We start from the raw sequence: 24,166 nt of genomic DNA, 5'->3' as shown, positions 1-24,166 counted from the left end.
GCGCCTTGCAAGCCATGTGCCGGAGAAAACGCAATTAAATCAGTGCGGCGACGTGCCGGGTGCGGGCCGGGGCGGAAAATTTTGCCGGGCTGACGGGCAGCAATGACCACAATGCAAGAAAAAGGCCCCGGCAAGAAAAAGGCCCCGCCCGAGGGGAGGGCAGGGCCCAGAGATCATCAGCCGAAGCGTCTGACCTTGGAGGAACGGCGCCACGAACGCCGTTGAGTTGGTCGGGGGACTATCCAATGACTCAAGGGGTGACACAATCACGCAATGGGAAGGGCTGCCATGCAGATTCGCCGCCGCAGGCGAGCGGGCAAAAAAAGAGGCTCCAACCGAAGTTGGAGCCCAATGATAGGGCCGAAGCCAAATCTGAAGTAGGGCCCAGCGCAAGGGAGGAGGATATGCGCTGAACCAGTGAACCCAAGCCGCGGGAGGAGGATGCAGCTTAAGTTCGTGTCGCCTAAACGCGGGTCCGAGGGAGGAGGATACGGAGCGGCGTCGCCAGCGACAGGTACACATATAGTTTTTGACCGGTTGGTCAGCAATAGAAAGGTCAGCATGTCTGCCATGCATTGGGCGCAGCGACATGTTGTCAATCTGCCTGCAGTCCACGCAGACCGGCGCAGGGCGCCAAGGCCTAGAAGACGGCGAGGTATTTCAGCAGCGAGATGATGCCGATGACGATGACAACGATCTGCAGGATCTGGCGGATGCGGGCCTCGATGGGCAGGCGCTGGACCAGCCACAAGATGAGAACGATGACCAGGAAGGTGATCAGAATGCTGATTAGAACAGAAGTGCCCACGGTATTCTCCAGTGCGCTTGGTGCGCTTTGGGTAACGCGGCTGTGAACGCTTGGTTGCATTGCCGGCCCGCCAGCGCAAAAAAAAAGCCCTGTCCGAAGACAGGGCCATTGATAGGGCCGAAGCCAAATCGATAGTAGGGCAGAGAGCAAGGGGGAGGAAATGCGCTCTGCCAGTGAACCGTGATCGAAGGAGGAGGAGACGATCCCGGTTCGGTGTCGCGATACTTGTTCCGAGGGAGGAGGATACGGAACGCGCCTCAGCGACACCCTCCTTATGAACTCTACCGATCCGGTCGGCAATACGATGATGAACATGTCAGCCATGCAGTTGATGCACGTGCGGCAAAAAAAGTGGCCCCGCTCGAGGGGAGAGCGGAGCCACAGGGATGCAGGGATAAATCCCCACAAGGAGGGAACACAGGGGGCGCAAGGGAGGAGAAGCGCCCGCACTGCTGAGGGGCATATAGGGGGCCGGGCGCTGCCTAACAATCATGCACTGCGTATAATAGCTATGCACACACTGCATGAGGCGGAAAAAGATCTGCTGAATCAATGACAAACCGCACGCCCCCGGTGCGGCGCTCGGGAGCAGTTGGCAGGCAGCATGGCGCTGGTTTGGGCAGAGGCTAGAAGCTCCACTCGCGGGCCTTGGCGACGAGGAAGTCGCGGAACACGCCGACGCGCTTGGAATTCTTCAGGGCCGGGGGATAGACGAAGAAGGCCTCATAGGCCGGCAGTTCGGTTTCGGGCAGGACCTGAATCAGGCCGTCTTCCTGCTCGGTAACGTAATCGGGCAGCATGGCGATGCCGGCGCCAGCGCGGCAAGCCTGCATCATGCCATAGATGGCATTGACCTTGAGGGAGGCGCGACGCGGCGCGGAATCGGTCCGCCCCATGCGCTCGAGGTAATTGATATCACCGAGATAGGACGGGACCGGCTCGCCAAAGCTGATGATACGGTGATCATCGAGCTCCTCGGCGCTGCTGGGCATGCCGAACTCTTCAATGTAGCTCTTGGATGCGTAGAAGTGATTGTGCACGGTGAACAGCTTGCGCTGGATCATCTCGGACTGGTTCGGGCGGTGCAGGCGGATGGCCACATCGGCCTCGCGCATGGCCAGATCCAGTTCGGAGTCGTTGAGACGAATTTCGAGCTGGATCAAGGGATAGAGCTTGATGAACTCATCAAGCCGCGAGCTCAGCCAGGCCGAGCCGATACCGACCGTGGTGGTGACCACCAGCGGACCGGTGGGCGTGTCCTGGCTCTCGGACATCTGGGTTTCGACCTGCTGCAATTCCCAGTGCATGCGGTGGGCCGTGCGGAACAATTGCTCGCCCACTTCGGTCAGCACCAGACCACGCGCATGGCGAATGAACAGCTTGAGCGCGAGGTCATCTTCCAGCGCGGAAATCTGCCGGCTGACGGCCGACTGGCTCATGCCAAGCTTTTCAGCGGCGTGCGTGAAACTGCCCGACTCGGCGGCGGTGTGGAAGATCCGGAGTTTGTCCCAGTCGAGCATATGGTTTGGCGCTTTCTAGTTGGTCGTCGGCCGCGCTACTCGGCGGCTTCGGCGAGTTCGTGTTCGGCCAGAAAACGTTCCGCCTCCAGGGCGGCCATGCAGCCCATGCCGGCAGCGGTGACGGCCTGACGATAGACATCGTCGGTCACATCGCCAGCGGCAAAGACGCCTGGGATATTGGTCTCGGTGGTGCCGGGCTTCACCTGCAGATAACCGCCCGGCTTCATGTCGAGCTTGCCGGCGAAGATGGCGGTGGCCGGGGCGTGGCCAATGGCAATGAAGATGCCATCGATGGGCTGCTCATAGGTCGTGCCAGTGCTGCGATCGCGCAGGGTGACCGTATTGACCGAAGGCGGCATGGCGGCGCCGCCAACTTCGACAATTTCAGTATTCCAGCGCACTTCGATCTTGGGGTTCTTGAACAGGCGGTCCTGCAGGATGCGCTCGGCACGGAACTCGTCGCGGCGATGCGCCACAATCACCTTGGAGGCGAAATTGGTCAGAAACAGGGCCTCTTCGACCGCCGTATTGCCACCGCCGACGACCAGCACTTCCTTGTCGCGATAGAAAAAGCCATCGCAAGTGGCGCAGGCGGACACGCCATAGCCCTGGAATTTCTGTTCGCTGGGCAGGCCCAGCCATTTGGCCTGGGCGCCGGTGGTGATGATGACGCTATCGGCGGTGTAGATTTCGCCGCTATCGCCGGTCAGCACGAAAGGACGCTGGTCAAAATCGACATGGGTGATGATGTCGCTGATGATGCGCGTGCCGACATGCTCGGCCTGGGCCTTCATCTGGTCCATCAACCAGGGCCCCTGGATGACGTCGGCAAAGCCGGGGTAATTTTCCACATCGGTGGTGATGGTCAACTGACCGCCGGGCTGCAAACCCTGGATCATGACCGGTTCAAGCATGGCCCGCGCCGCATAGATCGCGGCGGTGTAGCCGGCTGGGCCAGACCCGATGATGACGACTTTGGCGTGCATCGCAATGCTCTCCGACAAATGGGAGTACTCCCCCGGCGCTAGTTAAAGGCCGAAACCGTACTCTTTCAAGACAAACCGTTCCGCCAGCACGCTGCGCCTGTGGAAGGTATTGGAATGTCACGCCTGCGGGAGCAAATCTCCCATGTCAGGCGTCAGACGTATTTGAGATTGAGGATTTCATAGCTGCGCGCCCCACCGGGAGCGGCGACCTCGAACGAATCGCCCACCGATTTGCCGATCATGCCCCGGGCGATGGGTGAGGAAATCGAGATGCGGCCGGCCGATGCATCGGCTTCGGGATCGCCGACGATCTGGTAGGTCTTTTCTTCCTCGGTATCCTCGTCGACATAGGTCACCGTGGCGCCGAACTTGACGGTAGAGCCGCTCAGCTTGGACACATCAATGACGTCGGCAAGCGCGAGAATGGTCTCAAGCTCCTTGATCCGCCCTTCATTGAGGCTCTGCTGCTCCTTGGCCGCGTGGTATTCAGCGTTTTCGGACAGATCGCCATGCGCGCGCGCTTCCGAGATCGCCTCGACAATGCGACGGCGCTCAGTGGCAGTGCGGTGCTCATATTCTGCGGCAAGGGCCTTTTGGCCTCCAACCGTCATCGGGATCTTTTCCATTTCGTGGCCTCCATCGGCACGGCAGTAAACAGCTATCATCCCAGCCAAAATCCGTTCGGCCTACGCTTCACGATAATTTTTAGGGGAAATAAGTCTCAAATTGCCCGGCTGCCGCGTTGCGGTCAAGCCAGTGTACGAATGAACATGGTCATGTCCACACGCGCTTTCAAGCATTCTCTTCTCTCGCAGAAAGGCCCCATCATGCAAGTCCTGCTTCCCGTTCTCGCGTTAAGTTTGCTCATCGTGCCGGCTGCCGGGGCGCAAGAGGCGCCTTCCAGTGCCGGTTTACTGCGTGCCGAGGTGCTGTCCGAGGGGCTGGACCACCCATGGGCGCTGGTGTTCATGCCCGATGGGCGGCTGCTGGTGACCGAGCGCAGCGGCCAGCTGCGGGTGATCAATGACGGGGCGGTTGGGGCGCCGATCACGGGGACACCCGATGTGTATGATCAGGGGCAGGGCGGTCTGCTCGACGTGGCACTGGCACCCGATTTCGCCGAAAGTGGCCGGATCTATCTGAGCTTTGCCGAAAATGCGGCTGATGCCGGCCTGCAGCGTGGCCAGGGGACAGCGGTCATGACCGCCCGGCTGGTGCTGGAGGGGGATTCCGGCCGGCTGGAGGAGCAGCAGGTGATTTTCCGCATGAACAGGTTCACCACCACAAACCGGCACTTTGGCTCGCGCGTGGTAGTGGGCAATGACGGCAATCTGTTCGTGACGCTGGGGGATCGCGGCGAGCAGGACCGGGCCCAGGATTTCGGCGACCTGGCCGGCGCGGTGGTGCGCATTGCGCCCGATGGCGCGGTGCCGGCGGACAATCCCCAGACCGAGGGCTGGGCGCCGGAGCTGTGGAGCAAGGGGCATCGCAACCCGCAGGGCGCGACGCTGCGTGATGACGGGCAGCTGTTCACGGTTGAGCATGGCGCGCGCGGCGGCGATGAGGTCAATAATCCGCAACCGGGCGCCAATTATGGCTGGCCGGTGATCACCTATGGCGAGGATTATTCCGGCCTACCGATCGGGGTGGGGACCAAGAAGGCGGGGCTGGAGCAGCCGCTGTTTTACTGGGACCCCTCGATTTCACCCTCGGGGCTGGATTTTTACGCGGGCGATCTGCTGCCCGATTGGCAGGGCGATCTGCTGACCGGCGGCCTGAGCGGGCAGGTGCTGGTGCGGCTCGATGTGGAGGGCGATGAAATCGTCGGCGAGGAACGCCTGTTTGCCGGGCAGCTGGGCCGGGTGCGCGATGTGAAGGCGGGCCCGGATGGGGCGATCTATCTGATCACCGATGAGGACAATGGACGGCTGATCAGGGTGGCGCCAGCGGAAGACTGAGAGCGATTCCATCCCGGTGCCAAGGCGGCAAGCCAGAACTTCTGACGAATGGCGGCGGGACTTGCTTGCTTCTGCGCCGCGATCCATCGACAATGTATACACGAAACCAGGTGGAGCCGCGTCATGGCCGATACTCGTCAGATTGTGGGCGGCGGACCCAAGAAGGTTCTCTATACCCTGGCCACCATTGGCCGCATGGGGGTGGGCAAGGCCGCCAAGGCGCTGACGGCCAAGAATGCCTGCAAGGCCTGTGCCTATGGCATGGGCGGCCAGCGCGGCGGCATGACCAATGAGCTCGATGAGTTTCCCTCGGTCTGCAACAAGAGCGTGCAGGCGCAGTCGACCGACATTCAGCCCGGTATTCCCGAGGCGATCTTCGAGCACAGCATCAAGGATCTGGCCGAGCTGACCGGCCGGGAGATGGAGCATCTGGGGCGGCTGAATACGCCGCTGTTCAAGGCGCGCGGCGCCGACCGTTTCACCCCGGTCGACTGGGAGTTTGCCCTGGCCCATGCCGCCAGCCAGCTAGAGGCCACCGCGCCGGAGCGCAGTTTCTTTTATTCCTCGGGCCGCTCGTCCAATGAGGCGGGGTTTTTGTTCCAGCTGCTGGCGCGGGCCTATGGCACCAATAATGTCAATAATTGCTCGTATTACTGCCACCAAGCGACCAGCGAGGGGCTGGCCAGCACGATTGGCAAGGCGACCTCAAGCGTCGAGCTGGAGGATCTGACTGGGGCCGACCTGATCTTTGTGATCGGGGCCAACCCATCGTCGAACCATCCGCGCTTCATTCACATGCTCAAGAACTGTCGCGAGCGGGGCGGGCAGGTGATCGTGATCAATCCGGCCCGGGAGCCCGGGCTGGTCAAGTTTTCCGTGCCGAAATCGCCCCGTTCCATGCTCAAGGGTGGCAGCGAGATAGCCTCGGATTATTGTCAGCCGCGGATCGGCTCGGATATTGCGCTGTTGAAGGGCATCGCCAAGGCCGTGCTGGAACTGGGGCTCGAGGACCGCGATTTCATCGCCGCGCACAGCAGCGGGTTCGAGGCGTTTGCCGCCGATCTGGCGGGGCTGGGCTGGGAGGAGATCAGCGCGACCTGCGGCATCAGCGCCGGGGAGATCGCCCATATCGCCCGGCAATATGGCAAGGCCGAAAACGCCGTATTCGCCTGGGGCATGGGGATGACCCATCACATCCATGGTGTGGAAAATGTCGAGGCCATTGCCAATCTGGCGGTGCTGCGCGGCATGGTGGGCAAGCGCTTTGCCGGTCTGCTGCCGCTGCGCGGGCATTCCAATGTGCAGGGCATCGGCACGATCGGGGTCAAGCCGGTGCTGGCGGGGGATGTGCTGGCGAAGATGGAGGCCGAATTCGGCGTCAGCTTCCCCACGGCGCGGGGCATGGATACCATGGTGTGTCTCAAGACCGCCGAGGCGGGAGCGATTGACAGCGCGGTGATCATGGGCGGCAATCTGTGGGGCGCGACGCCGGACACGGCGTTTGCCAGCCGGGCGATGGCTGCCATCGGCTTCAAGCTGTTTCTGACCACGACATTGAATATGGGCCATGTGCACGGGCTCGGCGATGGCGAGGTGATGGTGCTGCCGGTGACGGCGCGCGACGAGGAATGGGAGCCGACCACCCAGGAATCGATGTTCAACTACGTGCGGCTGAGCGATGGCGGCATTCGTCGTCTGGACAATGTGCGGCCCGAAAGCTGGATCCTGGGCGAAATCGGTGCCCGTGTGCTGCCCGGCTCGCCGATCGACTTCAAGGGCTTCAGCGCCCATGCCCGGGTGCGCGACGCCATTGCGGCGATCGTGCCGGGAATGGAAGAGCTGGCCGATATCGACGTGGCTAAACGCGAATTCCATATCAAGCACCGGGTGATGCACACGCCCGAATTTGGTACGCCGGACGGCAAGGCGCATTTCGTGGTGACGCCCGTTCCTGCTGCGGCGACCGGCCAGCTCAGCCTAGCCACCATTCGCAGCGAGGGCCAGTTCAACACCATTATCTATGAGGAAAAGGACAGCTATCGCGGCGGCGCCGAACGCGATGCGGTGTTCCTCAATGGCGAGGATATGGCCGGGTTCGGCGTGCGCGAAGGGCAGGTAGTGACCATCGCCTCCGATGTCGGGCGGATGCAGGCAGTGGCCCGGGCCTTCGACCTGCCGCGGGGCAGCGCCATGGCCTATTACCCCGAGGCCAATGTGCTGGTGGGCACGGCGGTCGATCCGCGCAGCAAGACGCCGGCCTTCAAATCGGTGCCGGTCTGGCTCGAGCTCGCGGCGGCCGAGGCCTGACGAACTGCGCGCCATAGGAAAAGCACTGGACGCCGCCCAGCATCACGGCGACGGGATCTGCCAGATTACTGACAGCGATCAACATGTTTACGGTCTGGTTACTCTGTTTGCTCATACATGTACTTGAAAACTGCCGCCATGACGTTGGTTTTATTGCTTAAATTTTAGGCAGTGGCGTTCGGGCGGAGCTGAGTACAATTGGGGCACGCTCATGACTAGTAACGGCAAGACGGGTGTTGCGGCCTCGCCGCGTGCCATGCGCATCGTGATGGATGGCATCGGCAGCGAGTTGCAGAGCTATGCCACCAACAATCTGCAGATCGTCAAGCAGACCAAATTGCTGGCCATCAATGCTATTATCGAGGCGGCGCGGGCCGGGGATGCCGGCAAGGGCTTTGCCGTGGTGGCCGACGAGGTGCAGCACCTGGCCGATCGGGCCGCCGATATTGCGCTGCGGTTCCAGGACGTGCTGATGGGGCGGATTTCGCTCAGCCGCAGCATGAGCGAGACGCTGGTGGAGGAAATGGAGGGCGTGCGGCTGATCGATCTGTCGCAGACGCTGGTGCAACTGATCGTGCGCAACCTCTATGAGCGCACCGCCGACGTGCGCTGGTGGGCGACCGACACGGCGCTCTGGGAGGCGCTGGGCGATCCCGAGCCGGGCAGGCTGGGTTTTGCCGCCGACCGGCTGGCGACGATCAACCGCTTTTACAGCGTCTATTGCGACCTGGTGCTGACCGATGCACGTGGGCGGGTGGTGGCCAGCGCCAATGGCGCGCATGCCCGCCAGCTGCTGGGGCACGACTTTTCGCGCGAGGCCTGGTTCCGGGGGGCGCTGGCGACCAAGAGCGGCGACGACTATGCGGTGGGCGAAGTGATGGAAAGCGCGGCGCATGACGGGCGCGAAGTGCTGGTCTATAGCACGGCGGTGCGCGGCCAGGGCCGGGCCGACGGCGCCGTGCTGGGCACGCTGGGGGTCTATTTCGACTGGCAGGAGCAGGGGCGTTCGATCGTCGAGACCGAGGCCGCCCTGCCGCCCAAGGATGCCGAACGCACCGAGGTGATGCTGCTCGACGCCAAGGGCCGGATGATTGCCACGACCAATCCGGCGCATCGCTTTGCCAGTTTCGACCTGCGCGATGAGGGCCGCGCCCGTGGCAGTTACTATGATGGCAAAGGCAATATCGTCGCCTTTGCCAAGACGCTGGGCTACCAGGAATATGACGGGCTGGGCTGGTGGGGCGTGGTGGTGCAGCGCACCGAGCAGGACGATACGATCAAGCAGGCGCTGGGGCTCACCGGCTAGCCAAGCGGGTAGGCGACATAGGCAAAGCGCGCGCTGTCGGGGGCCCAGGAATTGACGTTGATGGTGCCCTGACCGCCAAAGAAGGCGATGATATCGCGCTTGTCACTACCATCGGGGCGCATGAAGCGCAGGATCACATCCTTGTCGGCCGGGTGGCCCTGCGTGCCGGGCGGGTAGCTGAGATAGACCAGCGAGGCGCCATCGGGCGAGGGGTGCGGGAACCAGTTGACGCGCTCGTCGTCGGTCAATTGTTGCACGCCGCTGCCATCGGCACGCATGCGGAAGCACTGGGCGTGGCCGGGGGAGGTGCGCTCGGCATTGAAATAGATCCATTGGCCATCGGGAGAGTATTCTGGGCCGTCATGGGGCGCGTCGAGATCGGTCAGGCGGGTGTCGGGACCACCGGCGCTGGGAATGGTGAAGATGTTGATGCGGCGCGTGCCGTGTGGGGCCTCGACGGCGACATAGGCCAGGGTCAGGCCATCAGGGCTGATGCCGTGCAAATAATAATGATGTGGCGTGGCGTGCGTATTGGAGACGCGGCGCGCTGTGCCGCCGGTGATCGGCACGGCGTAGAGATGGCCATCATCGGCACTGACATAGACGGTCTGGCCATCGGGCGAGAGCACGTGGTCATTGTTGAGATCGCGCAGCGTGCCGGTGTCGATCCGCGCCGGCGTGCCGCCAGCGGCCGGGATGCGCCAGAGTTCGCCGCCGGCATTGAATATCAGGGTCTGGCCATCGGGTGTCCAGTTGGGCGCCTCGATCACCTCATCGGCGGTAAAGATCACCGTGCGCCCGCTGCCATCGGGCTTGATGATGGTCAGTTCGGCGCGCTGGCCCGGCTGCAGGGCGCGGCCACGGCGGGTGAATGGCGGATGGCTCAAGACGATCTCCCGGGAAGGCGGCGTGGCAGGAACGAGAGCTAAGGCTTGGGCGCCGGTCCCATTTGCAGGATGGTCGGCTCCACGCTGAGCAATCGCTGGGCCATCGCCTTGATGTCGTCGACGGTGACAGCGTTGATCAAATCGGGGCGGCGGGCAAGGTAGTCGATACCCAGATCACGCAATTGCAGGCCGACCAGCGTATTGGCGATGGCCGAAGAGGAACTGAGCTCGTTGATCGGGTAGGAGCCGATGAGGTATTTCTTGGCGGCGGCAAGCTCGTCTTCGTCAGGGCCGTCTTCGGCCATTGTGGCGACGACATCCTTGATCACGGCAAGGGTTTCGGCGGCGCGATCGGCCCGTGTGGCGGTGGCGATCACCAGGGCCTGGCTGTGCGCCATATTGTTCAGCGACGCGCTGATGCCATAGGTCAGGCCGCGTTCTTCGCGCACTTCGGTGGTGAGGCGGGAGCCGAAATTGTCGCCGCCCAGGATCTGGGTCATCAGATAGGCTGTCAGATAGTCGGGATCGTCGCGCTCCAGGCTGGGATAGGCCATGAAGATCGAGGTCTGGGGCAGCTCGTAGGGGACGTGCAGGTCCTGGCCAAGCTGTGGGTCAATATCGGCAATGGTGGTCAGATCGGGCGCGTCGGGCAGGGTGCCAAACAGGGTGTCGAGCATGGCGGCGGCGTCTGTGGCGTCGATGGCGCCGACAATGCCGACATGCAGTTTCTGGCGTGCAAACTGCCTTTGGTGCAGCTGGCGCAGATCATCGGCGGTCAGGCTGGCCAGGGTTTGCAGCGTGCCTTCGCTGCGCCGGGCATAGGGGTGCTCGCCATAGAGCGCCGTGGCCCATTGGCGCTGCGCGGTGGTGTTGGGGTTCTGCGCCGCAGCGGTGATGCCGCTCACCAATTGGGCGCGCATGCGATCAATCGGGTTCTGGTCAAAGCGCGGGGCCTCGATGGCCAGTTTGAGCAGGGCGACGGCCTCGTCGCGCTGCTCGGCCAGCATGCGCATCGAGCCGTACAGCGCGTCGGCATCGGCAATAAAGCCCATTTCGGCGCCGGCATCATCAAGGGCAATCTGGAAGCTCTCGCTGTCGAGCGTGCCCGCGCCTTCGTCGAACAGGGCGGTCAGCAGGCTGGTCAGCCCTTCCTTGCCCGCCGGGTCCTGGGTGGTGCCGCCTTCAAAGGCAAAGCGGATGGTGATGATGGGGACAGCGTAATCCTCCACCAGCCAGGCGTCGATGCCCTGGGGTGAGGTGATGTCCTGAAATACCACTTCGGCCTGCGCCGGCAGGGCGGTGAGCAGCAGGGCAAAGCTGGTGGCGACAACCGCAAGGGCGCGGCGGAGCAGGGGTAAGGTGGTCATGGCTTATTGCGCTCCGGTGGCGGGCGGCAGCAGATAGCTGGTGACGGCTGTTGCGGGATCGAGGTATTTTTTGGCCACCGCCTGAAGCTGTTCGGGGGTGACGGCGCGGATGCGCTCGGGCCATTGCTCGATGTCGTCGACGCTCCGACCGGTGGCGAGCGCACTGCCATAGATCTGCGCCATGTTCTGCTGGGCATCGCGCGCAAAGATCAGGCCGCGGCGAAAGCGCGCCTTGGCGCGGTCGAGCTCGTCGGCGCTGATGCCGTCGGTAATCAGCCGGGTCAGTTCGGCGTCCATCGCGGCTTCGACTTCGGCCAGGGTGTGCTCGCCCTGTGGCACGCCGTAGATGGAAAAGCCGCTGGGGTCATAGGCGCCGCCATCATAGCCAGCGCCGGCCTGGGCGGCGGTGCCGGATTTGACCACCACCTCCTGATAGAACCGGCTGCGGCTGCTGCCGCCAAGAATCTCGGCGAGCAGGTCAAGCGCTTCGGCTTCGCCGGGCTCGGCGGTGCGGTAGGTCGGCACGACCCAGGCGCGCAGGAAGCTGGGCAGACCGACGCGCGGATCGTGCAGGGTGACGCTGGCGCTGGTGTTGCGCTCGGGTTCGGACGGACGGAGGCGCGGCGGCAGGTCGGGGCCACGCTCGACCTGGCCATAGCTTTGCTCGGCCAGGGTTTTGACGGTGGCCGGCTCCACATCGCCGGCGACGACCAGCACCGCATTGTTGGGCGCGTAATACTGTTCGTAGAAGCTGGCCGCGTCGGCGCGGTTGAGCTGCTCCATTTCGTGCATCCAGCCAATGGTGGGAATGCCATAGGGGTGGTTCTGGTAAAGCGTGGCGGTGAACTCTTCGGTGAGCAGCGACTGGGCGCTGCTCTCGACGCGCTGGCGCCGTTCTTCGAGCACCACATCGCGCTCGGCGCCGATAACCGCATCGGTCAGCACCAGGCCCCGCATGCGGTCGGCCTCAAAATCCATCATGCTGGCCAGCGCGTCGGGCGGCACGGTTTCAAAATAGGCGGTGACGTCGGCGGTGGTGAAGGCATTCAGATTGCCGCCCAGGGCGGTGACGGTGGCGTCGAGTTCGCCGGCCGGAAAGCGTTCGGTGCCCTTGAACATCAGATGTTCGAAGAAATGGGCAATGCCCGATTTGCCCGCCGGTTCATCGGCGCTGCCGACCTTGTACCAGACCATGTGGGTGACCACCGGGGCGCGATGATCGGGGATCACCACGACCTCAAGCCCGTTATCGAGCACGAAGTGTTCGACGGCATTTTGTTGTGGCGGGGTGTCGAGCGCCAGTGCCGGCTGCAGCAGCAGTGCGGCGCCGCTGAACGCCAGGGCAAATTTGATGGTCATCGGCAGGTTCCCGGGATTGGATGGCGCAAGAGGTAGACCAGATGCCACCGAAACGGGAAGCACTTCTCTGTCAACGCGGCGAGGTAAGGGGAAGGATGCGGCGAGAGTACGGCAGCCGGTTGCCCAAAGGGGCGCCATCACCTACATACGGGCCCAAACCAGTTCTTGCCGAGGATCATGCTGCATGGCACGCCAATTCATCTATCACATGGACGGAATGTCCAAAGCCTATGCCGGCGGCAAGAAGGTTTTGGACAATATCCATCTCTCCTTCTACCCCGATGCCAAGATCGGTGTGCTCGGCCCCAATGGCTCGGGTAAATCGACCTTGCTCAAGATCATGGCCGGCATCGACAAGGAATTCCAGGGCGAAGCCTGGGTCGCGCAAGGCGCCAAGGTTGGCTATCTGAGCCAGGAGCCCGAGCTGGACCCGGCGCTGAACGTGCTGGGCAATGTGATGACCGGCGTCAAGGAGAAGAAGGACGTCGTCGATCGCTACAACGACCTGATGATGAACTATTCGGACGAGACCGCGGACGAGGCCAGCAAGCTGCAGGACCAGATCGACGCCGAGAATCTGTGGGATCTGGAAAGCCAGGTCGAAGTGGCCATGGAAGCGCTGGGCTGCCCGCCCGGTGATGCCGATGTCACCAAGCTGTCGGGTGGCGAGCGTCGCCGCGTGGCGCTGTGCGCGCTGCTGCTGAGCAAGCCCGACCTGCTGCTGCTTGACGAACCCACCAACCATCTGGATGCCGAGACCACCGCCTGGCTGGAACGCCATCTGCGCGAGTTCGCCGGCGCCGTGCTGATCATCACCCATGATCGCTATTTCCTCGACAATGTGACGGGCTGGATTCTCGAGCTCGATCGCGGTCGCGGCGTGCCCTATGAAGGCAATTACTCGGCATACCTGACGGCCAAGGCCAAGCGCTATGCACAGGAAAAGAGTGAAGACGCGGCACGCGCCAAGGTGCTGGAGCGCGAGCGCGAATGGATGGGGCAATCGCCACAGGCGCGCCAGTCCAAGTCCAAGGCGCGCCTGAAATCCTATGAAGAGCTGGTCAAGATCAACGAGGCCCGCACCCAGTCTGGCACGGCGCAGATCATTATTCCGGCCGGCGAGCGGCTGGGCCAGAATGTCATCGACATCGAGGGGGTCAGCAAGTCCTATGGCGATCGCCTGCTGATCGACAATCTCAGCTTCAAGGTGCCGCCGGGCGGCATTGTCGGGATCATCGGGCCCAATGGCGCGGGCAAGACCACGCTGTTCCGCATGATGACCGGGCAGGAAACCCCTGACAGCGGCACGATCACCGTCGCCGACACGGTCAAGCTGGGCTATGTCGACCAGAGCCGCGACACCCTCAACCCCAACAAGACGGTGTGGGAAGAGATCTCGGAAGGCGACGAAGTGCTGCTGCTGGGCAAGCGCGAAGTCAATTCGCGCGCCTATACCTCCTCGTTCAACTTCAAGGGCGGCGACCAGCAGCAGAAGGTGGGCAATCTCTCGGGCGGGCAGCGCAACCGCGTGCACCTGGCCAAGATGTTGAAGAGCGGCGCCAATGTACTGCTGCTTGACGAACCGACCAACGATCTGGACACCGAAACCCTCGCCGCGCTGGAAGAGGCGCTCGAGGAATTCGCCGGCTGCGCCGTGATCATCAGCCATGACCGGATGTTCCTCGACCGGCTGGCCACCCATATGCTGGCGTTTGAAGGCAACAGCCATGTGGAATGGTTCGAAGGCAATTTCGCCGACTATGAAGCCGACAAGATCCGGCGCCTGGGCGCGGACGCGGTCAATCCAAAGCGCGCGACATACAAGCCGCTGACGCGGTAGGATAGCGGGCGGGCAATCAGCCCGCCCTTTTTGCTGTGGGGGCAGTATGAAATCTCTGGTGATGGGTTCGGCCCTGATTTGGGGGCTGTGGGCCGGCGTGGCGCAGGCTGAGCCGGCGCAGTGTTCGGTGAACGGCTTCGACACGTTCGAGTGTGATGTGGCGCGTGATGGCGGTGGGCTGACCTTTGCGCTGCCGGACGGACGGGTGTTTGCCTTTGCGCTGGTCGGCGCGAGCGAAGGCATGGGCTATCTTGGCGCCCCCGATGCACTTTATCCGCAGGAATTGGGCGCGATGACGCCGGCGGCAGGTGCGCCGGGCTGCTGGGTTGGCGGCAAGGACGGCTTTGCCTTCTGCGTGCAGGTTGCCCAGTAATGGACATGGATGTGCCAGAGGCCTTTGAGCCGTTTTCGCTTGAGGTCGGCGGTGCCACACTGGCCGGGTTCGAGATCGGCGAGGGTCTGCCGGTGGTGTTTTTGCACGCCGGGGTCTGCGACAAGCGGATGTGGCTGAGCCAGATGCAGGCGGTGGCCGATGCGGGCTGGCACGCCATCGCCTATGACCGACGCGGTTATGGCGAGACGCAGAGCGCCGACGTCGCATTCCACCATGGCCGGGATCTCGAGGCGCTGCTGGAGGCCTTCGGCATTCACGCTGCGGTGCTGGTGGGCTGTTCGATGGGCGGCGGGCTGGCCATCGATTTCGCGCTGCGCCACCCCGGTCGGGTGATCGGGCTGGTGCTGATCGGCACCTCGGTGAGCGGGGCGCCATGGGATGCCACCGAAGCGGAATCGATGATCGAGGCGGCTGAAGAGGATGCCTTCGAGCGCGGTGACAACGACATGCTCAACAGGGTGCAGGCGCATGAATGGCTCGATGGGCCACGGGCGCAAAGCGGCCGGGTAAGCGGGGCGGCACGGGCGCTGTTTCTGGACATGAACGCGCTGGCGCTGAACAAGCCGGCCCTGACGCAGGAACAACCCATGGCCGACGCCTGGCACCGCGTTGCCGAACTGGCGGCCCCCAGCCTGCTGCTGGTGGGGGATCAGGATTTCACCGCGATCATCGACCGGCACGAACAGCTGAGCGAAGAAATGCCGAACGCCTTTGCGGCGGTTCTGGAAAATGTGGCGCATATTCCCAGCATCGAACGCCCCATTCTGGTCAACGCGATGCTGTTGCAGTTTCTCGATGCCATCGCGGGCGGTGGCGATGACGAAAATGATGACGAATCAGAGGGTTAAAGACCAAGAATCGCGGTCGTTTGCAGCAAATTCAAATGCTGATTCAACAAATTGAGGCGCCGATTCAACTAGCGGCAGAGTTGAATCGGCTTTTTTGGATAAGATATTGATTTAAAAGCGGGATCAGACGGCGATAACGCCGTCGAGGTGCTTGGCCAGCTGTGCGGTGGGCGTGTTGGTCAGGTCCTTGTCCAGTTCGGCCAGAATGGTCTTTTTGACATTGGGCGAGATGGCCTTGCGAATGTCACCCAGGGCAATGGGGGCGGCCACAATGATCAGCCGGTCAAACGCGCCATCCTGGTGTTGACGATCGATATGCTCGGCCAGCGACTTGACGAATTCGGTCTCGCGGTGCTCCACCGGATCGGTCCGCGGTTCCATGGCACTGCGACCTGAGCCCGTGGACGCGAAGCTGCGACCGGGCCGGTCAGACACCAGGTCCTGCGCCTGCAGTGGGGTGATGGCCCATTCAAGTCCCTTAACCTGCTGCAGTCCCTTGCCCGGACCGGTGTTTTCCAGGACGCGTGCTTGTGCGCCATTCGCGATCAAAATCCAGGTGATCGTCTTCTTCATGGTGGACTCCTGCTGCTGGTTCGTCAGATTGGCACAGTGCCCGACGACGCTGCGGATAGCGCCCTCGTCCTGTGAAGGTCGGCTGCATTCAATTGCTTTGCAAGATGGCAGAATTACAAAGTCTGATTGGCCAGCACAGAGATGCGCTGTTATCAGGGGGCGCAAGCATCGTGCCTGATGCGGAGTTCCGTCCATGTCATTACCCGAATCCGCCCCACAGGCCATTGGTCCGGCGCCGATTGCCGCGCCGGCGACCCTATCGATCCATGATGGCCGCAACGGGGCGCTGGCTGCGTTGGCGACTTATACGCTGTGGGGTTTTCTGCCGCTGCTGTTCTGGCAGGTCGAGGCCGCAGGCGCGCTGATGATCGTGGCCGAGCGCACGGTCTGGTCGCTGCTGCTGCTGGGTGTCATCCTGCTGTTCAGAAGTGGCTACGGCCCGGTGCTGGCGCTGTTCCGCGATCGGCGCCGGGCGCTGGGGACGCTGCTCTCGGCAGTGCTGCTGGCGGGCAATTGGCTGCTCTATGTGTGGGCGGTGGAAACGGGCCAGGTGCTGGAAGTCAGCTTTGGCTATTTCATCAATCCGATGGTCAGCGTGGCGATGGGCATGGTGCTGCTGGGGGAGCGGCAGAACCGGCTGCAGACCGTGGCGATCGTGATGGCGTTGGTGGCCATTCTCATTCAGGCGATTGGGCTGGGCAATGTGCCGTTCATCGCGCTGGGTCTGGCGCTGTCATTTGGCTTTTACGGCTATTTCCGCAAGACCGCGCAATTGGGCCCGGCCAGCGGGCTGTTCGTCGAAACGGCCATGCTGACTCCATTGGCGCTGGGGTTCATGATCTACACCTTCGCGACGACGGGGCCGGGCATTCATGCCGATCCCTATTATCTGACGCTGCTGATCCTGACCGGACCGGCGACGGCCATTCCGCTGCTGCTGTTCGCGTTTGCCGTGCGGCGGCTGCGGCTGACGACAATGGGGATGTTCCAGTATCTGGCGCCCTCAATCCAGTTCCTGTTGGCCATCTATGTGTTTGGCGAGCAGTTGAACGGCTTGCGGCTGGTCAGCTTCGCCCTGATCTGGCTGTCGCTGATGGTGTTCAGCTATGACAGTTTTACGCGGCGCAAGCGTCCCGTCGTGGCGCCGGTGGCCTGAAGGGGGGCGCCGTAAGCGGGGCGGGATGGGCACTGACGGGCGTCGTTACAATTTGAATCAATTGCGCATGCGCATTTTCAGGGCCCGCAGCATCATGGCAGTGCATCGTGAGTGTCCAAGTTACGGCAGAAGCCGGGAGAATGAGCATGAGCGAGCTTGACGAGGGACAGCGGGCGTTTTCCAGCTTTCGTGCCTTAAATGGCGAGGCCAGCCATTCAGAACGCGAGCAGTTATTCCGCAATATGGCCGAGCTGTTCACCTATGTGTCAGATCGTTGCGATGACGAGCAGGTGGCCCAATATGACGAGGTCTTGTGCCAGCTTGCCGAATTCGTCGAGGTAGAGACGCGGGCCCATGTAGCCTCGCTGCTGGCCCAGCTCGACCGGGCGCCCGGGACAGTGGTGGTCAAGCTGGCCAATGACGATATCGAGGTCGCCAGGCCGCTGCTGCAGTTCTCCAATGTGCTGTCCGATGACGATCTGATCGACATCATTACCCACCAGAGTGACCTGCATCGCGAGGCGATTGCCAGCCGCTTTACCGTGGCGGGGCGGGTTGGCGAGGCCATTGTCGACCATGGCGAGACCGGTTCGGTGGTGCGCCTGGTGCGCAATGCCAAGGCCGAACTGCCCAGGGCAACGCTGGAAAAGCTGGTCGAACGCGGGACCAAGGACGCCGATATTGCCGCCGACCTGCGAGGTCGCATCGACATCGACTGGCGTTCGCTGCGCGGCGAAATCGACGATGTGGCCAGCAAGGTGCTCGAAACACTGGGCCAGCCGAATCGCGGGGTTGATCCGGTCACCGCCGGCAAGATCAATGCCGTCGTCTATAACCGCATGCGCAACCGTGCCGGCTTCTCCGCCAATGAGTGGAAGGTGGCCTATAATCAGGTCAAGGCGCTGAGCGATCGCAAGCAACTCGATGAACGGGCGCTGGCGCGGTTTGCCCGCTTTGGCTACGGCCACCACGCGGCCGCAGCGCTGACGGTTCGCCTGCAGGTCAAGCCGGAAGTGTTCGTCAAATGGCTGGCGGGGCAGGACTATGTTGCCGCGACCGTGGCGCTGAAGGCGGCAGGGCTGAGCCCCGATCTGTTCGAGGCCATTTTTGCCACCATGCCGTGGCGCGACATGCCGACGCCTGAGGATATCAAGATGGTGGCGAGCCGGTTTGCCGCTCTCGAGCAGGAAGAAGCCACCGGGATCTTCGAGCTGTGGCGGGCCCATTCGTTCCGCAAGCGGGCCGTAACTGAAGATCGCCTAGCCGCCCACGGCTGACGCTGGCGACAGTTTTGACGGCAATACGCCACCCTCGGATTCATCCGGGGGTGGCGTTTTTTGTCGCTGGTCCGAGGCGCGGGCAAGTTCTTGCTGGACCTGAAGATCAAAGTAGATATAAAGATGTCTTTATATGATGTGCGGAGATTGAATTGGCTGAATTGACCGAATTGGTGAGTGTGCTCAAGGCAGCGGGTGAGGGGACCCGCGTGCGCCTGTTGGCACTGCTGGCTGATGGCGATCACTCGGTCAAGGATCTCACCGAGATTCTGGGACAGAGCCAGCCGCGCGTTTCGCGTCATCTCAAGCTCCTGGCCGATGCTGGCCTGGTGCGGCGCAATGCCGAGGGGGCCTGGGCCTATTACGGCCTGATGCAGCAGGGCGATGGCGCCGAGCTGGCACAGTGGTTGATTGCCCGGCTTGATGACAATGATACCGATCGGCGTTGCGACATCGCCCGACAGAGCGCCGTGCGGGCCCAGCAACAGGCACAGGCGAGCGAATATTTCGCCACGGTGGCCAGCAGCTGGGACTTGCTGAAGACGCTGCAGGTGCCCGAAGAGGCGGTGGAAGCCGCGGTGCTGGCAGCGCTGGGCGGCCGCAAGGTCGATACGCTGATCGATCTGGGCACCGGCACCGGGCGCATGCTCGAACTGCTGGCCGGATCGTACACGCGCGGCATCGGGCTGGATTCTAGCCGGGAAATGCTGGCGGTGGCCCGGGCGCGACTGGTCAGTTCCGGGATTGGCCATGCCCAGGTACGGCTGGGCGATATTGGCGATCTGGATGTGTCGATGGGGCCGGCCGAGGTGATCGTCATTCACCAGGTGCTGCATTATTTCGACGATCCGGGCCGTATGCTGGCACAGGCGCGCCGGCTGCTGGCGCCTGGTGGCGACATGCTGATCGTCGACTTTGCCCCGCATGAACTTGAGTTTTTGCGCAGCGAGCATGCCCATCGCCGGCTCGGCCTGTCGCGGGCGCAGATGAGCAACTGGGCCGAAGCCGCCGGGCTGACGGTGCAGGCCGTCGCAGAATTTCCCAGTGAGAATAGTGAACGTGGTTTGACGGTCTGCCTGTGGCGCCTCAGCGACAAGATCAAAACGGAGCAGAATTGATGATCGACGATATTGCCCGCACCAGCCGGCTGACGGCAGACCAGCGTCCCGAGCTGCAGATTTCGTTCGAATTTTTTCCGCCCAAGACCGACGCGATGGAGGAAAAGTTCTGGGACAGCGTGCACAAGCTGGCCCCGCTCAAGCCGCGTTTTGTGTCGGTGACCTATGGCGCTGGCGGCACGACGCGCGAGCGGACGCTGCGCATGGTCAGTTCGATCAAGGCGCAGACGGGCGTGGATGCGGCGGCGCATCTGACCTGTGTCGGGGCGACGCGTGATGAAGTCGATGCAGTGGTGCGCGGCTATCAGGATGCCGGGATCAACCGCATCGTGGCGCTGCGTGGCGACCCGCCAGAGGGGGTTGGCCAGCCGTTCACGCCCCATCCCGAGGGCTATCAGAACGCTGCCGATCTGGTGGCGGGCATCACGCGGATTGGCGATTTCGACATCTCGGTGGCCGCCTATCCGGAAAAGCATCCGCAAAGCGAGAGTTGGGCCGTCGAGATTGACAATCTCAAGCGCAAGCTCGATGCCGGGGCGGACCGCGCCATTACGCAGATGTTCTTCTCCAATAGTGACTATCTGCGCTATGTGGAGCGGGCGCGGGCGGCGGGTATTACCGCGCCGATCGTGCCGGGCATCCAGCCGATCCACAGTTTCAAGCAGATCGCCAGTTTTGCCGGTCGGTGCGGCACCTCGATCCCGGCCTGGCTGGCCGAGCGTTTCGCGGGGCTGGATGACGAGCCCGAAACCCATGCGCTGGTGGCGTCGGCGGTGGCGGCAGAGCAGGTCACCGAACTGCTCGACGCGGGGGTGACCGAATTTCACATCTATACCCACAACCGCTCGCCACTGGCGCTGGCCCTGGCGCGTATCCTGGGTCGGCGGACCGACCATGAGTACGGGCGCCTGCTGCCATTGCGGAGCGGCGCAGCCGGTTCTGACCATGGCACCGCGCAGCTTCAGCGACAGGCTGGATGAGCAGGTCGCGCGATTAACCTTGTGTTCACCATAATCTGGTGGCATCAGCGCTCGACCCTTAAGACTGGACGCCCAAACGGCGTCATTCAGCTTCGGTTCAGCTGACGGGTGGCAGTGCTGGCATACGGGCCAGCTTCATAAAATGGCCATGAAAATCGCGCTTCTTCGCTGCCGGGGCGAAGCCAATACGGGACGTCACAGCATGAAGATCGATCGTCGCATTACCAATGGTCTGGCCTGGGCCGGGGCTGTCCTGGTCGTCGGGGTGCCGCTGGCCGATATCGTGTCGGGCCAGATGATGGGCGACCGGGCCGATGCGCGGCCGGCGCAGGTCGCCATGATGGAGCCGATTGCTGCAGTCGCCCCCGTGCCGGTGGCACTGAGCCAACGCCCTGCCGCGCCACAGCCCAAGCCCGCCGCCACCGCTGTGGCAGCGCAGCCGGCCGCGCCGAGCAAGCCGGCGTCCAGTGTGGCGCCGGTGACGGCTGCGCCCGCTGTTGCCGCCGCGCCGGCCGCCACAACGCCGCCAAGAGCTACTGCCGCCGCGCCACAGGGCGATGTGGTGGACAACTATCTCAAGGCCGGCAAGCCATTGCCCAGCTACATCACCAATGGCGGCGCCGATGCGGTTGCCGTGGCGCAACCGCCTGTGGCGCCGGTGCAGACCACCGTGATCGATCCGGTGACTGTCGCCGCGTTGACGCCCGCCGAGACCGCGCCCGCCAGCATCGCGCCCATGCCGATGCCGCTCTCGATGCGGCCGCAGCCCGTGCTGATTGTCGAGGACACGGCGCGCACGCGGACCATTGACGTGGTGCCCGACGTCAACCCCCGCTCCAGTGCCGCGGTGACCTATAACGATCTGCAGGATTGGGAAAGCGGGCCACTGTCGGAATTTCTCGCCAGGCGGCAGGGTTCGGGGCAGGTTGCCGCCGACTATGATGCGGACGGGTTCTATCTCGATGAGGGTCCCAATGGGGCGCCGCGCCGGGGCCGGCTGATTGGTCCGGCCGACCCATGGTTCATTCCATTTGGCGATTGAGGTAGACCGGCCATGCGCGCAGGGCGGTGGACCGGGCGCGCCGGAGTGGCTATCGTTGCTGCACGTATTGCGCGAAATTTCGCCCTGGCGCATCGTTCCCGAAAGGCACTGCTCCAGTGTTCATGTGCATGCGCAAGCCTGAAGAAAAATCCGAAATGTGGCAGCGACTCTCCGAGTTTGTCGGATCGTTCAGCCAGCGCACGGGCTTGGCTGGCTCGCTGGTCAACGCGCTTGATCCGGACAATTGGCTGCCTGGCGGACGGGACGCGGCGTTTACGCTGGCGCTGATTGCGCTGGCTGCCAAAATGGCCGTGGCTGACGGCGTTGTGACGGCCTCCGAGGAACGTGCTTTCCGCGCCACCGTCGAAATTGCGGCGGGCAATGAAGAAGCGGTGACACGGGTGTTCAATCTGGCCAAGCAGGATGTGGCCGGGTTTGACGCCTATGCGCGCAAGGTCAGCCGGTTTTTTGCCGACAGCCCGGAAACGCTTGAGCATGTGCTCGATAGCCTGTTCTTTATCGCCACGGCCGATAGCATGGTGCACCCAGCCGAGCTGGACTATCTCCGCTCGGTCAGCGAAATCTTCGGTTTTGACGAGGTGCGCTTCGAGCAGATGGCCAGCCAGCATGTGCAGCTGGAGGCCGGCGTAGACCCCTATGCGGTGCTGGGCCTGGCGCCCAATGCCCCCGATCAGGAGGTCAAGCGCGTCTATCGTCTGCTGGTGGCCGAGCATCATCCGGACCGCCTGATTGCCCGTGGCGTGCCCGAAGAGCTGATTGATGTGGCAACGGCGCGCATGAAGGCGATCAACCTGGCCTATCAGGCGGTGATCCGGCCGGTCCGGCAACCCCTGCTGGGTTCGGTGTAGCGCAGCGCTTGACGGCGTACCCGATAGCTCACTACATCAGTCGGCCAGTTGACCGGGTGACCGCTGGCAGTGGGGTAACCTGCTGCTGGAGGAAAGTCCGGGCTCCATCGAAACACGGTGCCGGTTAATGGCCGGCGAGGGCGACCTCAGGGAAAGTGCCACAGAAAGGAAACCGCCCCGGCATGCCGGGGTAAGGGTGAAAGGGTGCGGTAAGAGCGCACCGGGTGTCCAGCAATGGAGACCGCACGGTAAACCCCACCGGGAGCAAGACCAAATAGGGATGACGCGGGACTTCGGTCCCAGCCGGTTTTGAGGCCAGATCATCCGGGTTGGTTGCACGAGGCGTCTGGCAACAGGCGTCGCAGATGAATGGTCACCACGTCGCGGCAACGCGGCCCTACAGAACCCGGCTTACAGGTCAACTGGCGTTTACCTTGCCGATTATTCATGTGCTGGCTGCATGGGCGGTAGCGGCACGGGCCCTTGCATCAGGGGGGGAGGGCCGATACACCGTGCGCTCCGCATTCCGCCGACCCTACGGCGGGCACCCGCCTATGGAGTTCAGTACGCGTGATGCCCCTGGCTACCCCATTCTATCTGATCGACGAGACCGCGCTGGCGGCCAATTTGGCGCGAATTGACGAGTTGCGGGCGGCGTCGGGCGCCAAATGCGTGCTGGCGCTGAAGGCCTTTGCCACCTGGTCGACCTTTGCCCAGATCGCGCCGCACATGGATGGCAGCACCTCGTCCTCGTTGTATGAAGTACAGTTGGGCCGGGAGAAGTTTGGCGGGGAAACCCATGCCTATTCGGTGGCCTATGCCGATGGTGAAATCGATGCGGTGATCGCCAATGCCGACAAGATCATCTTCAATTCGGTCAACCAACTGGAGCGCTTTGGCGACAAGGCGAGCCATCTGCCGATCGGCCTGCGGATCAATCCGGGCGTCAGCCATTCCCATTTCGACCTGGCCGATCCGGCGCGACCATTCAGCCGGCTGGGCGAGATCGATCTGGCGCGCATTGAAAGCGTGATGGACAGGGTGTCGGGCCTGATGCTGCACTGCAATTGCGAGAACGACTCGGTGGAGTCATTTTCGGCGCTGCTCGACGAGATCGAGGCGCGGGTGGGTGGACTGCTGGCAAGAGTGGATTGGGTCAGCCTGGGCGGCGGCATTCTTTTCACCCAGCCGGACTACCCGCTTGCGGTGCTGGCGGCGCGGTTGAAGGCCTTTGCCGAGAAATTCGGTGTGCAGGTCTATCTCGAACCAGGCAATACCGTGGTCAGCAATACCACCACGCTGGAGGTCAGCGTGCTCGACATCATCGATAACGAGAAGTCGATCGCCATTGTCGACAGCGCTGTTGAGGCCCATATGCTTGACCTGCTGGTCTATCGCGAGAGCGCAGCGATTGCGCCGGATGCGGGCCCGCATCGCTATGTGGTGGCGGGCAAATCATGCCTTGCCGGTGACGTGTTCGGCGAGTTTTCCTTCCCCGAACCGCTGGCGATTGGCGATCGGAATTCGCTGCTTGATGCGGGTGGCTACACCATGGTCAAGAAAAACTGGTT

21 protein-coding genes and 1 other RNA gene are annotated in these 24,166 nt (G+C 62.9%); 14 read left to right on the top strand and 8 right to left on the bottom strand.

Translation table 11 applies throughout. The features are described from left to right. Positions 1 to 640: 640 nt before the first annotated feature. The 4 genes from Q8O80_RS19180 to greA form a co-directional block, all read right to left on the bottom strand. A complete protein-coding gene (locus Q8O80_RS19180; protein WP_305582276.1) occupies positions 641 to 808 on the bottom strand; it encodes a Thivi_2564 family membrane protein in 168 nt (55 codons plus the stop codon). Between the two features lie 626 nt (positions 809 to 1,434). Further along, a complete protein-coding gene (locus tag Q8O80_RS19175; protein ID WP_305582274.1) occupies positions 1,435 to 2,328 on the bottom strand; it encodes a LysR family transcriptional regulator in 894 nt (297 codons plus the stop codon). A gap of 35 nt (positions 2,329 to 2,363) precedes the next feature. Further along, a complete protein-coding gene (gene trxB / locus Q8O80_RS19170) occupies positions 2,364 to 3,314 on the bottom strand; it encodes a thioredoxin-disulfide reductase (protein WP_305582272.1) in 951 nt (316 codons plus the stop codon). 152 nt (positions 3,315 to 3,466) lie between these two features. Continuing rightward, positions 3,467 to 3,940, bottom strand: coding sequence for a transcription elongation factor GreA (gene greA / locus Q8O80_RS19165; RefSeq protein ID WP_305582270.1), 474 nt, complete (start codon positions 3,938 to 3,940; stop codon positions 3,467 to 3,469). Positions 3,941 to 4,141: 201 nt separating this feature from the next. Between greA and Q8O80_RS19160 the strand changes: the two genes are divergently transcribed. The 3 genes from Q8O80_RS19160 (at position 4,142) to Q8O80_RS19150 (ending at position 8,885) form a co-directional block, all read left to right on the top strand. Then, positions 4,142 to 5,272 carry a PQQ-dependent sugar dehydrogenase gene (locus tag Q8O80_RS19160; protein WP_305582268.1) on the top strand — a complete coding sequence of 377 codons (1,131 nt, stop codon included), beginning with the start codon at positions 4,142 to 4,144 and terminating at the stop codon, positions 5,270 to 5,272. A gap of 123 nt (positions 5,273 to 5,395) precedes the next feature. Beyond that, the gene (locus Q8O80_RS19155) at positions 5,396 to 7,579 is read left to right on the top strand and encodes an FdhF/YdeP family oxidoreductase (protein WP_305582266.1); all 2,184 of its coding nucleotides are present in this window, start codon (positions 5,396 to 5,398) and stop codon (positions 7,577 to 7,579) included. 211 nt (positions 7,580 to 7,790) lie between these two features. Beyond that, the gene (locus Q8O80_RS19150; protein ID WP_305582264.1) at positions 7,791 to 8,885 is read left to right on the top strand and encodes a methyl-accepting chemotaxis protein; all 1,095 of its coding nucleotides are present in this window, start codon (positions 7,791 to 7,793) and stop codon (positions 8,883 to 8,885) included. Here the strand turns inward: Q8O80_RS19150 and Q8O80_RS19145 are convergent. The 3 genes from Q8O80_RS19145 to Q8O80_RS19135 are packed head-to-tail and all read right to left on the bottom strand — an operon-like array spanning position 8,882 to position 12,498. Then, positions 8,882 to 9,772, bottom strand: a complete 891-nt coding sequence (locus Q8O80_RS19145) for a PQQ-binding-like beta-propeller repeat protein (RefSeq protein ID WP_305582262.1) — start codon at positions 9,770 to 9,772, stop codon at positions 8,882 to 8,884. The genes Q8O80_RS19150 and Q8O80_RS19145 overlap by 4 nt on opposite strands. Positions 9,773 to 9,810: 38 nt before the next feature. Further along, positions 9,811 to 11,139: a pitrilysin family protein gene (locus Q8O80_RS19140; RefSeq protein ID WP_305582260.1), complete on the bottom strand. Its 1,329-nt coding sequence runs from the start codon at positions 11,137 to 11,139 to the stop codon at positions 9,811 to 9,813. Between the two features lie 3 nt (positions 11,140 to 11,142). Then, a complete protein-coding gene (locus Q8O80_RS19135; RefSeq protein WP_305582258.1) occupies positions 11,143 to 12,498 on the bottom strand; it encodes a pitrilysin family protein in 1,356 nt (451 codons plus the stop codon). A gap of 184 nt (positions 12,499 to 12,682) precedes the next feature. Between Q8O80_RS19135 and ettA the strand changes: the two genes are divergently transcribed. From ettA to Q8O80_RS19120, 3 genes are read left to right on the top strand one after another with little or no spacing between them, the layout of a single operon-like run. Then, positions 12,683 to 14,338, top strand: coding sequence for an energy-dependent translational throttle protein EttA (gene ettA / locus Q8O80_RS19130; RefSeq protein WP_305582256.1), 1,656 nt, complete (start codon positions 12,683 to 12,685; stop codon positions 14,336 to 14,338). Positions 14,339 to 14,384: 46 nt separating this feature from the next. Further along, positions 14,385 to 14,711 (top strand): hypothetical protein, encoded by a 327-nt coding sequence (locus tag Q8O80_RS19125; protein ID WP_305582254.1) that lies wholly within the window; start codon positions 14,385 to 14,387, stop codon positions 14,709 to 14,711. Further along, a complete protein-coding gene (locus tag Q8O80_RS19120; RefSeq protein ID WP_305582252.1) occupies positions 14,711 to 15,580 on the top strand; it encodes an alpha/beta fold hydrolase in 870 nt (289 codons plus the stop codon). The genes Q8O80_RS19125 and Q8O80_RS19120 overlap by 1 nt, the downstream gene beginning before the upstream one ends. A 123-nt stretch (positions 15,581 to 15,703) precedes the next feature. On the opposite strand, the gene Q8O80_RS19115 is transcribed toward Q8O80_RS19120, so the two are convergent. Then, entirely contained in the window at positions 15,704 to 16,153 is a 450-nt protein-coding gene (locus tag Q8O80_RS19115) for a host attachment protein (protein ID WP_305582250.1), read from the bottom strand. Positions 16,154 to 16,346: 193 nt separating this feature from the next. On the opposite strand from Q8O80_RS19115, the gene rarD reads away from it, so the two are divergent. The 8 genes from rarD to Q8O80_RS19075 all read left to right on the top strand — a co-directional run. Continuing rightward, complete coding sequence (rarD, locus tag Q8O80_RS19110) at positions 16,347 to 17,309, top strand: EamA family transporter RarD (RefSeq protein WP_305582248.1); 963 nt, start codon at positions 16,347 to 16,349, stop codon at positions 17,307 to 17,309. Positions 17,310 to 17,455: 146 nt separating this feature from the next. Next, positions 17,456 to 18,586, top strand: a complete 1,131-nt coding sequence (locus tag Q8O80_RS19105; RefSeq protein ID WP_305582246.1) for a DUF2336 domain-containing protein — start codon at positions 17,456 to 17,458, stop codon at positions 18,584 to 18,586. A 152-nt stretch (positions 18,587 to 18,738) separates the two neighbouring features. Then, positions 18,739 to 19,704 carry a metalloregulator ArsR/SmtB family transcription factor gene (locus Q8O80_RS19100; protein WP_305582244.1) on the top strand — a complete coding sequence of 322 codons (966 nt, stop codon included), beginning with the start codon at positions 18,739 to 18,741 and terminating at the stop codon, positions 19,702 to 19,704. Further along, positions 19,704 to 20,684 (top strand): methylenetetrahydrofolate reductase [NAD(P)H], encoded by a 981-nt coding sequence (metF, locus tag Q8O80_RS19095; RefSeq protein WP_305582242.1) that lies wholly within the window; start codon positions 19,704 to 19,706, stop codon positions 20,682 to 20,684. Before Q8O80_RS19100 ends, metF begins: the two co-directional genes overlap by 1 nt. Positions 20,685 to 20,886: 202 nt before the next feature. Continuing rightward, complete coding sequence (locus tag Q8O80_RS19090) at positions 20,887 to 21,726, top strand: hypothetical protein (RefSeq protein WP_305582240.1); 840 nt, start codon at positions 20,887 to 20,889, stop codon at positions 21,724 to 21,726. A 128-nt stretch (positions 21,727 to 21,854) separates the two neighbouring features. Continuing rightward, on the top strand, positions 21,855 to 22,595 hold the full coding sequence (locus tag Q8O80_RS19085; protein ID WP_305582238.1) for a DnaJ family molecular chaperone: 741 nt from the start codon (positions 21,855 to 21,857) through the stop codon (positions 22,593 to 22,595). Positions 22,596 to 22,639: 44 nt separating this feature from the next. Then, positions 22,640 to 23,025: RNase P RNA component class A (gene rnpB, locus Q8O80_RS19080), an RNA gene on the top strand. Positions 23,026 to 23,168: 143 nt separating this feature from the next. Continuing rightward, positions 23,169 to 24,166, top strand: a 998-nt coding sequence (locus Q8O80_RS19075) for a carboxynorspermidine decarboxylase (RefSeq protein ID WP_305582236.1), incomplete at its 3' end; no start/stop codon positions are given.

The organism is Devosia sp. (genome assembly GCF_030689745.1).
GTDB classification, from domain to species: domain Bacteria; phylum Pseudomonadota; class Alphaproteobacteria; order Rhizobiales; family Devosiaceae; genus Devosia; species Devosia alba.
Note: the sequence above shows the minus strand (reverse complement) of the source record. Positions and strands in the feature narration are given on the sequence as shown.

Excerpts from the sequence above, each read along its gene's own strand:
- Q8O80_RS19175 (WP_305582274.1), bottom strand. The coding sequence starts at position 2,328 with ATGCTCGACTGGGACAAACTCCGGATCTTCCACACCGCCGCCGAGTCG.
- trxB (WP_305582272.1), bottom strand. The coding sequence starts at position 3,314 with ATGCACGCCAAAGTCGTCATCATCGGGTCTGGCCCAGCCGGCTACACC.
- greA (WP_305582270.1), bottom strand. The coding sequence starts at position 3,940 with ATGGAAAAGATCCCGATGACGGTTGGAGGCCAAAAGGCCCTTGCCGCA.
- Q8O80_RS19160 (WP_305582268.1), top strand. The coding sequence starts at position 4,142 with ATGCAAGTCCTGCTTCCCGTTCTCGCGTTAAGTTTGCTCATCGTGCCG.
- Q8O80_RS19155 (WP_305582266.1), top strand. The coding sequence starts at position 5,396 with ATGGCCGATACTCGTCAGATTGTGGGCGGCGGACCCAAGAAGGTTCTC.
- Q8O80_RS19150 (WP_305582264.1), top strand. The coding sequence starts at position 7,791 with ATGACTAGTAACGGCAAGACGGGTGTTGCGGCCTCGCCGCGTGCCATG.
- Q8O80_RS19140 (WP_305582260.1), bottom strand. The coding sequence starts at position 11,139 with ATGACCACCTTACCCCTGCTCCGCCGCGCCCTTGCGGTTGTCGCCACC.
- Q8O80_RS19135 (WP_305582258.1), bottom strand. The coding sequence starts at position 12,498 with ATGACCATCAAATTTGCCCTGGCGTTCAGCGGCGCCGCACTGCTGCTG.
- ettA (WP_305582256.1), top strand. The coding sequence starts at position 12,683 with ATGGCACGCCAATTCATCTATCACATGGACGGAATGTCCAAAGCCTAT.
- Q8O80_RS19125 (WP_305582254.1), top strand. The coding sequence starts at position 14,385 with ATGAAATCTCTGGTGATGGGTTCGGCCCTGATTTGGGGGCTGTGGGCC.
- Q8O80_RS19120 (WP_305582252.1), top strand. The coding sequence starts at position 14,711 with ATGGACATGGATGTGCCAGAGGCCTTTGAGCCGTTTTCGCTTGAGGTC.
- Q8O80_RS19115 (WP_305582250.1), bottom strand. The coding sequence starts at position 16,153 with ATGAAGAAGACGATCACCTGGATTTTGATCGCGAATGGCGCACAAGCA.
- rarD (WP_305582248.1), top strand. The coding sequence starts at position 16,347 with ATGTCATTACCCGAATCCGCCCCACAGGCCATTGGTCCGGCGCCGATT.
- Q8O80_RS19105 (WP_305582246.1), top strand. The coding sequence starts at position 17,456 with ATGAGCGAGCTTGACGAGGGACAGCGGGCGTTTTCCAGCTTTCGTGCC.
- metF (WP_305582242.1), top strand. The coding sequence starts at position 19,704 with ATGATCGACGATATTGCCCGCACCAGCCGGCTGACGGCAGACCAGCGT.
- Q8O80_RS19090 (WP_305582240.1), top strand. The coding sequence starts at position 20,887 with ATGAAGATCGATCGTCGCATTACCAATGGTCTGGCCTGGGCCGGGGCT.
- Q8O80_RS19085 (WP_305582238.1), top strand. The coding sequence starts at position 21,855 with ATGCGCAAGCCTGAAGAAAAATCCGAAATGTGGCAGCGACTCTCCGAG.